At 73.2% G+C, this 10,682-nt stretch carries 8 protein-coding genes and 2 pseudogenes; 5 read left to right on the top strand and 5 right to left on the bottom strand.

Annotation, left to right across the window (positions count from 1 at the left end; translation table 11 throughout):
• Positions 1-5 precede the first annotated feature (5 nt).
• Positions 6-1,145, bottom strand: a complete 1,140-nt coding sequence (locus L1885_RS16220) for a mechanosensitive ion channel family protein (protein WP_235797826.1) — start codon at positions 1,143-1,145, stop codon at positions 6-8.
• 69 nt (positions 1,146-1,214) lie between these two features.
• Here L1885_RS16220 and L1885_RS16215 point away from each other — a divergent pair, with 69 nt between their 5' ends.
• Positions 1,215-1,808 (top strand): dienelactone hydrolase family protein, encoded by a 594-nt coding sequence (locus L1885_RS16215; protein WP_235797825.1) that lies wholly within the window; start codon positions 1,215-1,217, stop codon positions 1,806-1,808.
• A 54-nt stretch (positions 1,809-1,862) separates the two neighbouring features.
• Here L1885_RS16215 and L1885_RS16210 read toward each other — a convergent pair whose 3' ends face one another.
• From L1885_RS16210 to L1885_RS16195, 4 genes and pseudogenes are all read right to left on the bottom strand, one after another.
• The gene (locus L1885_RS16210; RefSeq protein ID WP_235797824.1) at positions 1,863-2,498 is read right to left on the bottom strand and encodes a DUF2567 domain-containing protein; all 636 of its coding nucleotides are present in this window, start codon (positions 2,496-2,498) and stop codon (positions 1,863-1,865) included.
• A 99-nt stretch (positions 2,499-2,597) separates the two neighbouring features.
• Complete coding sequence (locus L1885_RS16205) at positions 2,598-3,371, bottom strand: ABC transporter permease (protein WP_235797827.1); 774 nt, start codon at positions 3,369-3,371, stop codon at positions 2,598-2,600.
• Between the two features lie 139 nt (positions 3,372-3,510).
• Positions 3,511-4,503, bottom strand: coding sequence for an ABC transporter ATP-binding protein (locus tag L1885_RS16200; RefSeq protein ID WP_235797823.1), 993 nt, complete (start codon positions 4,501-4,503; stop codon positions 3,511-3,513).
• Positions 4,504-4,618: 115 nt separating this feature from the next.
• A pseudogene (locus L1885_RS16195) lies at positions 4,619-4,978 on the bottom strand (NYN domain-containing protein); the annotation flags it as partial.
• A 4-nt stretch (positions 4,979-4,982) separates the two neighbouring features.
• Between L1885_RS16195 and dnaA the strand changes: the two are divergent.
• The 4 genes and pseudogenes from dnaA to recF form a co-directional block, all read left to right on the top strand.
• Positions 4,983-6,044, top strand: a pseudogene (gene dnaA, locus L1885_RS16190) (chromosomal replication initiator protein DnaA); the annotation flags it as partial.
• 1,165 nt (positions 6,045-7,209) lie between these two features.
• The gene (gene dnaN / locus L1885_RS16185) at positions 7,210-8,340 is read left to right on the top strand and encodes a DNA polymerase III subunit beta (RefSeq protein ID WP_235797822.1); all 1,131 of its coding nucleotides are present in this window, start codon (positions 7,210-7,212) and stop codon (positions 8,338-8,340) included.
• Positions 8,341-8,416: 76 nt separating this feature from the next.
• On the top strand, positions 8,417-9,337 hold the full coding sequence (gnd, locus tag L1885_RS16180; protein WP_235797821.1) for a phosphogluconate dehydrogenase (NAD(+)-dependent, decarboxylating): 921 nt from the start codon (positions 8,417-8,419) through the stop codon (positions 9,335-9,337).
• Positions 9,338-9,398: 61 nt separating this feature from the next.
• Positions 9,399-10,538, top strand: a complete 1,140-nt coding sequence (recF, locus tag L1885_RS16175; protein ID WP_235797820.1) for a DNA replication/repair protein RecF — start codon at positions 9,399-9,401, stop codon at positions 10,536-10,538.
• Positions 10,539-10,682: the final 144 nt, after the last annotated feature.

Raw genomic sequence — 10,682 nt, 5'->3', positions numbered from 1 at the left:
GGCCGTCAGCCGCGGCCCGTGTCCGGCGCGGGCACGTCCTGGCGCCCGGCACCCCGGCGCTGCCGGGGAGTCGGCACGCCGTCCGCCGCCGGGAAGCGGGACTCGTGCGGCAGCGGCGCGGGCGCCGTCGCCACGTGGGGGAGGGCGTACGGGTGCTCGTCCGCGAGCCAGCCGATGACCTGCTCGCGCACCGCGCACCGCACCGTCCAGATGTCGTCGGCGTCCTTCGCCGTGACGACGGCGCGGACCTCCATCGAGGTCGGCGTCGTGTCCGTGACCGCGAGGCTCCAGCCCCGGCGGTCCCACGCCTCGCAGCCCTCCAGGATCTCCAGCACCTTCTTGCGCATCAGCGGTACCGGCGCCGAGTGGTCGAGCTGGAAGAAGACCGTGCCGCTCATCTGGGACCCGCCCCGGGACCAGTTCTCGAACGGCTTGCTGGTGAAGTACGAGACCGGCATCGTGATGCGCCGGTCGTCCCACGTCCGCACGGCCAGGAACGTGAGCGTGACCTCCTCGATCACGCCCCACTCGCCGTCGACGACGACCGTGTCGCCGATGCGCACCATGTCGCCGAACGCGATCTGGAACCCCGCGAACAGGTTGCCCAGCGTCGACTGTGCCGCGACACCGGCGACGATGCCGATGATGCCCGCCGACGCCAGCATCGAGGTCCCCACGGCCCGCATGTCGGGGAAGGTCAGCAGCATCGCGGCGATCGCGACGACCACCACGACGGCCGTCACGATCCGCATGATCAGCACGACCTGGGTGCGTACGCGCCGCACCCGCATGGGGTCGCGGGTGGAGGTCGCGTACCGGGCGTACGACGCCTCCACGGCGCCCGAGACGATGCGGATCAGCAGCCAGGAGCCCGCCGCGATCATCACCAGGGACAGGATCTGCCCGATGCGGTTCTCGTGGTGCACGATGAACGCCCAGCGGGTCTGCCGGTAGCTGCCGCGCAGCAGCCCCGAGAGCAGCACGACCTGCAGCGGTATGCGGCAGCGCCGCATGAGGCCCCACAGGGGCGTCTCGTGGTGGCGTTCGTCGAGGCGCCGCAGCAGGAGGTCCGCGGCCCAGCCGAGCAGCAGGGTCAGTACCACCGATCCGCCGAGGACGGCCAGTGGTCGCAGTGCTTCGTTCATGGTCCCCTCGTGGTCGGTGGGGGTCGGTGGGGGTCGGTGGGGGTCGGTTGCCGGTGGCAGGATGGCCGGATGGAGATCATGCTGTTCCACTCGGCCCTCGGCCTGCGCCCGGCGGTCCACGCGGCGGCCGATCGGCTCCGCGGCGCCGGGCATTCCGTGCGCGTTCCCGACCTCTTCGGGGGGCAAACCGCCGAGACGATGGACGAGGGGCTGGCGATCAAGGAGGAGATCGGCGCGGACGAGCTGCTGCGGCGTGCCGTCGCCGCCGCCGCGCCCCACTCGGAGAACGGACTCGTGTACGCGGGGTTCTCGCTGGGCGGCTCGATCGCGCAGAACCTCGCGCTCGGCGACGAGCGGGCCCGGGGACTGCTCCTGCTGCACGGCACCTCCGACATCGCGGAGGGGGCGTCGGTGGACGACCTGCCCGTGCAGCTGCACGTGGCCGACCCGGACGTGTTCGAGTCGCACGACTGGCTGACGGCCTGGTACCTGCGGATGCGGCGCGCCGGCGCCGACGTGGAGATCTTCCGCTATCCGGGGGCCGGCCACCTGTTCACGGACGGCGCGTCGGAGGACTACAGCGAGGACGCGGCCGAACGGACCTGGCGCCACGCCCTCGCGTTCCTCGACGACCTGGCCGCCGACGAGGCCCGGGAGGGCTAGACGGCACGGCCCGCACCGGGCGGCGCGGGCCGAGGCGCCGGACGGCGCTGTGCGTCAGCGGGGCGTGCCGTCCCACTCCACCTGCGGTTCGGGGTCGCGGGGGCCGAAGAGCGCCGTCAGCCCGAGGTGCACGATCATCGCCGCCACCGGCCAGGCCAGCAGCGCGCCCTTCATCCCGAGCTCCAGCGGGGCGTCGAACGTGTGGCCCTGGCCGACCTGCTTGGCGTGGGCGACGACGTCGGTCGTCGGCCCCAGGGCCTGGCCGAACTTCCAGGCGACGAACGAGGCCGCCACCCCGCCGAGCGCGAGGCCGAAGACCAGCGGCACACCGCCGCGCCTGCGCCAGAGGAACACGGCGAGGGCGCTGACCACGCCGAACGCGAGCGCCAGCAGGACGAACGTGCCGTCCGCGCCGATCGCCTGCTCGCCCTCCACGTCCTTGAGCAGGACCGCGGAGCTGTCCGAGGTGAGCGGGACCTTCGGCGCGAGCCAGGCCCACAGCGCGCCGAGCAGGAGCCCGAGCGCCGCCGTGGCGACGAGCACCAGCGCGGACTGCGCCAGCTCCGCCGTCGTGCCGGGGCCGGCCGGCGTGTCGGGCCGGTCGGGCCACGGGCCGCCCGGCGCCCCTTCCTCCGGCTGGTGCCAGGGGTCCGGGGACGAGCTGTGCGGAGGCGTCAACGGTGCGTTCACCGTGCCATCGTGCCAAACATGCCTGTGCGCCGCTCCGGCAGGGCACGCACGCGGGACCGCCCGTACTCCCGGGGCGGGTCCACGCGGGCCGCGGGGGGTTCAGCGCACCGCGGCCCTGCGGTACGCCCAGGTGGCGACGGCCAGCGACACGACCCCCACCGCCGCGCAGACCGCCAGGTCGAGGCCGACCGCGGACCAGTCGGGCCGCGCGTCGAACGTACGGGCCAGGGCCTCCACGCCGTACGTGGACGGCAGCAGGTCCCGCGCCCAGCGGATCAGCTCGGGCAGCCGGCCGGCGGGCAGCACGCCCAGCAGCAGCGCGGCGGACATGCCGAGCTGCCCCAGCAGGGTCGCGACCTCCTGGCGCGGCGCCAGCAGCCCGAACGCGGCGCCGAGGCCCGCGAGGGCGGCGCCCGCGAGCGGGATGACCGCGGCCAGCACCCACAGGTGGCTCAGGGGCAGCCGGAACAGCGCGCTGCCCACCACCGCCGTCACCGCCGTGCCGGGCACGGTGAAGGACGCGTACGCGCCCGCCGCGCCGAGCACGACCGCCGCGGGCCGCACCGGCAGGGTCGCGTAGTGGTCCAGGCCGCCGCTGGCCCGGAGCTGACCGAAGTACTGCGCCAGCAGGTTCAGGGCGACGAACGCGACGACGAGCACGCTCGACCCGGAGACCACGGCCCGCGCGCCCGGGCCGCCGTCCACGACGCCCCGCATCAGGACCATGATCCCCACGGACTGGAACGTCGCCACGAACAGCAGCGGGATCCTCGCGACCCGGGCACGCGAGAGCTGCGCCCGGTAGACCGCGGACAGCGACGGCAGCAGCTTCGCGCGCGGCGCGAGCGGCGCGGCGCGGCCGGCGGCCGGCACGTCCGGTACGTCCGGCGCGTCCTGCCGGCGCCCGGCCGACTCGTGGCCGCGCTCGGCGGCGGCCGTCCGGCCGGCCGCGCCGGGGACGGTGCCCGCCTCGGCGGACTCCGTGGGCAGCACACTCACACCCTGTCACCCCTCATGCCTTCACCAGCCCCTTCGCCCGGCCGCCGAGCGCCAGGTACACGTCCTCCAGGCTCGGCGTCGCCAGCGTGAAGTCGTCCAGCGACGCGAACGCGGCACCGCCGGTCACCGCGGCGACCGCCGCGCGCGCCTCGTCGGGCGCGAGCCTGAGCACCCACCGGCGCCCGGACTCCTGGGCGACGTCCCGCAGCGCCGCGACCTCCGGCACCTCCAGCGGCGCCTGCTCGCGCCACACCAGCTCCACCCGTACCTCGCCCGCGACCTGCTGCTTGAGCCCCGCGGGCGTGTCGCAGGCGATCACCCGGCCGCGCTCCAGCACCGCCACCCGGTCGAGGACCGTCTCCGCCTCGATCACGTTGTGCGTCACGAGCAGCACCGTCGTACCACGCTCGGCGCGCCGCCGGTCGACCGCCGCCCACACGGCGCGCCGCGCCACCGGGTCCATGCCGGTGGTGGGTTCGTCCAGGACGAGGACCGGGCGCTCGCCCACCAGGGCCGTCGCGAAGCAGGCGAGGCGCCGCTGGCCGCCGGAGAGCTTCTTCAGCGGCCGCGCGGCGATCTCCGCCAGGCCCAGCTCGGCGAGGACCGCGTCGCGCTCCGCGCGCGCCTGCCGCAGCGGCAGGCCGCGCAGCCTGCCCGTCGTCTCCGCGGCGAGCGACACGGTCAGCTCGTCCAGCGCGGTCGACTCCTGGCCGAGGTAGCCGATCAGCCGCGACGCGCGCTCCGGGTGGCGCACCAGGTCGTGCCCCAGCACGTCGACGCTGCCGGCGTCCGGCCGCATCAGGCCCGTGAGCTGGCGCACGAGGGTGGACTTGCCCGCGCCGTTCGGCCCGAGCAGTCCGAAGATCTCACCGCGCCGCACGTCGAGGCTGATCCCGTCGGTGGCGCGCACCTCCGGCGTGCCGGGGGCGCCGCGCCTGCCGCGCGCGGCGGGGTACGTCTTCACCAGATCGCGTACCGCGCACACCGTACTCACGAGGTACGACATTACGTGGTCCGTCCGTCCCGCAGTCCCCGGGGCCGGGCCGCCGGCGCGCTCGGGCTGCCGGCGGCGTCCCGGAGGGCGCCCGGCCGGCCGGGCATCGGCCCTGTTCAGCCCGTGTTCACGCCTGTTCGGAGGAGTGGCCGGTCGCGGCGGTGACGTCGATCTCGCGCCAGAAGCCCGCCCGGATCGCGTACCGGTCGTGCTCGTCGATCTGGTCGTCCTTGTGCGCGAGCAGGCCGAAGCGCGCCGCGTACCGCAGCAGTTCGCCGTCGATGCGGTGGGGGATGCGCGGATACAGCGTGGAGAGCGCCGAGACGTGCCCCTCCTCGCCGAGCCGCTCCAGCCACCGGCGCGCGAAGACCTGGCCCACCTCGAAGGGGTCCCCGCCGACCGTGGTGATGTCCTCCTCGCGGTCGGCCCACCGCTGCTCCGCGCTGGTGAGCTGGGCGAGGGTCGGCAGCCCCGCGGCCTCGGCCGGCTAGCCCGCGCCGGCGCCCGGCCCGGGCGAGCCGCACGCGCGCCTGAACCCGAAGTACCTCTTCGACACGTTCGTCATCGGCGCGTCGAACCGCTTCGCGCACGCGGCCGCCGTCGCCGTCGCCGAAGCGCCGGCCAAGGCGTACAACCCGCTCTTCATCTACGGCGAGTCCGGCCTGGGCAAGACCCACCTCCTGCACGCGATCGGCCACTACGCGCGCAGCCTCTTCCCCGGCACCCGCGTGCGGTACGTGAGCTCGGAGGAGTTCACGAACGAGTTCATCAACTCGATCCGCGACGGCAAGGGCGACACCTTCCGCAAGCGCTACCGGGACGTCGACATCCTGCTCGTCGACGACATCCAGTTCCTCGCGAGCAAGGAGTCGACGCAGGAGGAGTTCTTCCACACCTTCAACACCCTGCACAACGCGAACAAGCAGATCGTGCTCTCCTCCGACCGGCCGCCCAAGCAGCTGATGACGCTGGAGGACCGGCTGCGCAACCGCTTCGAGTGGGGCCTGACCACCGACGTGCAGCCGCCGGAGCTGGAGACCCGGATCGCGATCCTGCGCAAGAAGGCCGTGCAGGAGCAGCTGAACGCGCCGCCGGAGGTCCTGGAGTTCATCGCGTCCCGCATCTCGCGCAACATCCGCGAGCTGGAGGGCGCGCTGATCCGGGTGACGGCGTTCGCGTCGCTCAACCGGCAGCCGGTGGACCTCGGGCTCACCGAGATCGTGCTGAAGGACCTGATCCCCGGCGGTGAGGACGCGGCACCCGAGATCACGGCCGCGGCGATCATGGCGGCGACGGCCGACTACTTCGGCCTGACGGTGGAGGACCTCTGCGGCTCGTCGCGCAGCAGGGTGCTCGTCACCGCGCGGCAGATCGCGATGTACCTGTGCCGGGAGCTGACCGACCTCTCGCTGCCGAAGATCGGCGCGCAGTTCGGTGGCCGCGACCACACGACCGTGATGCACGCGGACCGCAAGATCCGCGCGCTGATGGCGGAGCGCCGCTCCATCTACAACCAGGTGACCGAGCTCACCAACCGCATCAAGAACGGCTGAGCGGGCGGCCCGGCCCTCGACGGGGGGTGCGGGCGCGCTCCCGAGGGCCTCTCGTCTCTGAGCCCTCCACCACCGGCCCGCGAGGGCCCTTCACCACCGGGGCGCCCCGGGCCGACGATCCGGCCCGGGGCGTCTTCCGTCCTCCGCCCTTCCCCTGCCCGCTGCCGGCGCCCCACGACATGTAGCCGCGCGTGGCGCCCTCGCGCAGCCCTCCCGTACCTGCCGTGTCGTGCCGACCGTGCCCCGGCGTGCCGAGCCGAACCGTGCCATGCCGAGCCGTGCCCAGGGGACTCGCCAGTCGCCTCGGACGGCCCCCCTCGTCGCTGCTTCCGGTCCCCTCGCGACCGCTTCCGGCCCTCGCCGGCCGTCCGACGAGGGCTCCGGAACCCGGCCCCCACCTGCGGAACTGTTCGATTCCGCGTCGGCCGGACGGCTGAGGAACGGCTTCTCCACAGATCAGCGCGTTTTCCGGCGTCCACACCCTGGGGACTTCCTCGTTGTCCAGAACGTATCCACAGCCGGCCCGGACAGGGGATGATCAAGCCAGGTCAACCGCCTGTGGGCTTGTGCGTGACCTCTGTCCACAGCCTGTGGACGGGGAGAGGGCCGTCAACGGGGCGCCGGACTTGTCCACCGGCGGCCCACAGGCTCGGGCCCGTTACCCACAGCTCGTCCACAGAGCCGTCCACTGTTCGGCAACGGGACACGCCGACTCACCGGCGAGAGTGAAAGGCGTCACACCAAGTCCACGGATTGGGCTGTGGGCAAGGTGGGTAAACCTGGGGACGCAGCTGGGGAGAAGTGGCCGTCCGCTGTGCATGGGGTGTGCAGAACTTTCCCCTGTCCACAGAAAGGGCCGGTTGTCCACGAGTGCGGCCCACAGGCCCAGTGGACAAAAAACCGTGTCTGACCTGCGCCAATGGCGTTATCCACGGTTTCCACAGCCCCTACTACTACTCCCACATAGAGTTAGCTGGGAATCCGCTTCGAAGTGGGGGCTGTGCGTAACTCGCCCCGGACCCGCCCGCCGCGATTTGACCGGGAGCAGCAACAGCTGTCAGTGCGGTAGGTCAGACTGGTCCCCGGCAACCGCTCCTCCGGCCCCGCTGCGGGGAGCGTGCCGACAAGGCCAGCAGGGCGCAGCAACAGCAGGAGGCGGCTTACGGTGAAGATCCGGGTGGAGCGCGATGTACTCGCGGAGGCGGTGGCCTGGGTGGCCCGCAGCCTTCCGGCCCGTCCGCCGGCGCCGGTCCTCGCAGGACTGCTGCTGAAGGCCGAGGACGGCGCTCTGAGCTTCTCCAGCTTCGACTACGAGGTCTCGGCCCGCGTCTCGGTGGAGGCCGAGGTCGAGGAGGACGGGACGGTCCTCGTCTCCGGCCGGCTCCTCGCCGACATCTGCCGCGCCCTCCCCAACCGCCCCGTGGAGATCTCCACAGACGGTGTACGGGCGACCGTGGTCTGCGGCTCCTCCCGCTTCACCCTCCACACACTGCCTGTGGAGGAGTACCCGGCGCTGCCGCAGATGCCGACGGCCACGGGCACCGTCCCCGGTGAGGTCTTCGCGTCCGCCGCCGCCCAGGTCGCCATCGCCGCCGGCCGCGACGACACGCTGCCGGTGCTCACCGGCGTGCGGATCGAGATCGAGGGCGACACGGTCACCCTCGCGTCGACCGACCGCTACCGCTTCGCGGTCCGCGAGTTCCTCTGGAAGCCCGAGTCCTCCGACATCTCCGCGGTCGCCCTGGTGCCCGCGAAGACCCTGCTGGACACGGCGAAGGCCCTGACCAGCGGCGACACCGTGACCCTCGCGCTCGCGGGGGCCGGCGCCGGCGAGGGCCTCATCGGCTTCGAGGGCGCCGGCCGGCGTACGACCACGCGGCTGCTCGAGGGCGACCTGCCCAAGTACCGCACGCTGTTCCCGACCGAGTTCAACTCGGTCGCCGTGATCGAGACGGCGCCGTTCGTGGAGGCCGTCAAGCGCGTGGCGCTGGTCGCGGAGCGCAACACGCCGGTGCGGCTGAGCTTCGAGCAGGGCGTGCTCATCCTCGAGGCGGGCTCCAGCGACGACGCACAGGCTGTGGAAAGGGTCGACGCGCAGCTCGAGGGCGACGACATCTCGATCGCGTTCAACCCGACGTTCCTGCTCGACGGCCTGAGCGCGATCGACTCGCCCGCCGCGCAGCTGTCGTTCACGACGTCGACGAAGCCCGCTCTGCTGAGCGGCCGCCCGGCCGTCGACGCCGAGGCGGACGAGGCGTACAAGTACCTGATCATGCCCGTACGCCTGAGCGGCTGACCCCGCAGGTGAGCCGGGGGCCCGCGGCGTAGGCTCGGGCCCGGGTACGCATCGCCACGACGTTAAGGATTCCCTGATGGAGCTCGGTCTCATCGGTCTCGGCAAGATGGGCGGCAACATGCGCGAGCGTCTTCGCCGCGCGGGCCACACCGTCGTCGGTTACGACCGCAACCCCGACGTCGCCGACGTCCACAGCCTCAAGGAGCTCGTGGACAAGCTGAAGGGCCCGCGCGTCGTGTGGGTGATGGTGCCGGCCGGCGCCGCGACCCAGTCCACCATCGACGAGCTGGCCGACCTGCTGTCCCCCGGTGACGTCGTCGTGGACGGCGGCAACTCGCGCTGGACCGAGGACGAGCGGCACGCCGTCGAGCTGGGCATCAAGGGCATCGGCTTCGTCGACTGCGGCGTCTCCGGCGGTGTCTGGGGCCTGGAGAACGGCTACGCGCTGATGTACGGCGGCACGCCGGACGACGTCGAGAAGGTCAAGCCGGTCTTCGACGCGCTGAAGCCCGAGGGCGACTTCGGCGCCGTGCACGCCGGCAAGGTCGGCGCGGGCCACTTCGCCAAGATGGTCCACAACGGCATCGAGTACGCCATGATGCAGGCGTACGCCGAGGGCTGGGAGCTGCTGGAGAAGGTCGGCTCGGTCACGGACGTGCGCGAGGTGTTCCGGTCCTGGCAGGAGGGGACGGTCATCCGTTCCTGGCTGCTGGACCTGGCCGTCAACGCGCTGGACGGCGACGAGCACCTCGAGGAGCTCAAGGGCTACGCGGCGGACTCCGGCGAGGGCCGGTGGACGGTGGAGGCGGCGATCGACCACGCGGTGCCGCTGCCCGCGATCACGGCGTCGCTGTTCGCGCGGTTCTCCTCGCGTCAGGACGACTCCCCGCAGATGAAGATGGTCGCCGCCCTGCGCAACCAGTTCGGCGGCCACGCCGTCGAGGCCAACGCCGCCGAGGCGAAGGCGATGAAGAAGAGCAAGAAGTCCGACAAGTAGGGCGGACCGCTGCCCGGTGCCGGCCGGACGGCGGCCGCCACCGGGAGGCCTGCGCACCGCCATGCACGTCACGCACCTGTCGCTGGCCGACTTCCGCTCGTACGCCCGGATCGAGGTACCCCTCGGTCCGGGCGTGAGTGTTTTCGTGGGGGCGAACGGCCAGGGCAAGACCAACCTCGTCGAGGCCGTGGGGTATCTGGCGACCCTGGGCAGCCACCGGGTGTCCTCGGACGCGCCGCTGGTGCGGGCGGGCGCCGAGCGGGCCGTGATCCGCGCGGCGGTGACGCAGGGCGAGCGTTCACAGCTTGTGGAGATCGAGCTGAATCCGGGCCGCGCCAACCGTGCGCGGATCAACCGCTCCTCCCAGGTCCGGCCGCGTGACGTGCTGGGGATCGTGCGGACGGTCCTGTTCGCGCCGGAGGACCTGGCGCTCGTGAAGGGCGACCCGGGCGAGCGCCGCAAGTTCCTCGACGAGCTGGTGACGGCCCGCGTGCCGCGCATGGCGGGCGTGCGCTCGGACTACGACCGGGTGCTCAAGCAGCGCAACACCCTGCTCAAATCGGCGGCGATGGCCCGCAGGCACGGCGGGCGCGGGATGGACCTGTCGACGCTCGACGTGTGGGACCAGCACCTGGCGGAGGTCGGCGCGGAAGTGCTCGCGCAGCGCGCGGACCTGGTGGCGGCGCTGGGGCCGCTCGCCGACAAGGCGTACGGGGACGTGGCGCCGGGCGGCGGCCCGGTCCTCCTGGAGTACCGCTCCTCGGCGGCGGAACAGGCCGCCGGGGGCGCCGCGGCCGAGGGCCGGGAGGGACTGCGCGCCCAACTGCTCTCGGCGCTGGGCGCGGTCCGCAAACAGGAGGTCGAGCGCGGGGTGACGCTCGTCGGGCCGCACCGCGACGACCTGGTCCTGAAGCTCGGCGAACTGCCCGCCAAGGGGTACGCGAGCCACGGGGAGTCCTGGTCGTACGCGCTGGCGCTGCGCCTCGCCTCGTACGAACTGCTGCGGGCGGAGGGGCCGGAGCCGGTGCTGGTGCTCGACGACGTCTTCGCCGAGCTGGACGTCAGGCGGCGCGAGCGGCTCGCGGAACTGGTGGCGCACGGCGAGCAGGTGCTCGTGACGGCGGCGGTGGACGACGACGTGCCGGGCGTGCTCAGCGGGGCGCGGTTCTCGGTCGCGGACGGCACGGTGGAGCGGCTGTGAACGATGGTGGCGGCAACGGCGGCAACGGCGGCAAGGGGGCCGGGGGCGGGGACCCGCGCGGCGCCCCGGACGGCCCCGGCGGGAAGCCCGGCGGCCCGGACGGCCCGGGCGGGAAGCCCGGCGGCCCGGGCGGCGCCGAGCCGT

Origin of the sequence: Streptomyces fuscigenes (assembly GCF_021556455.1) — a bacterium.
GTDB lineage: Bacteria > Actinomycetota > Actinomycetes > Streptomycetales > Streptomycetaceae > Streptomyces > Streptomyces fuscigenes.
Note: the sequence above shows the minus strand (reverse complement) of the source record. Positions and strands in the feature narration are given on the sequence as shown.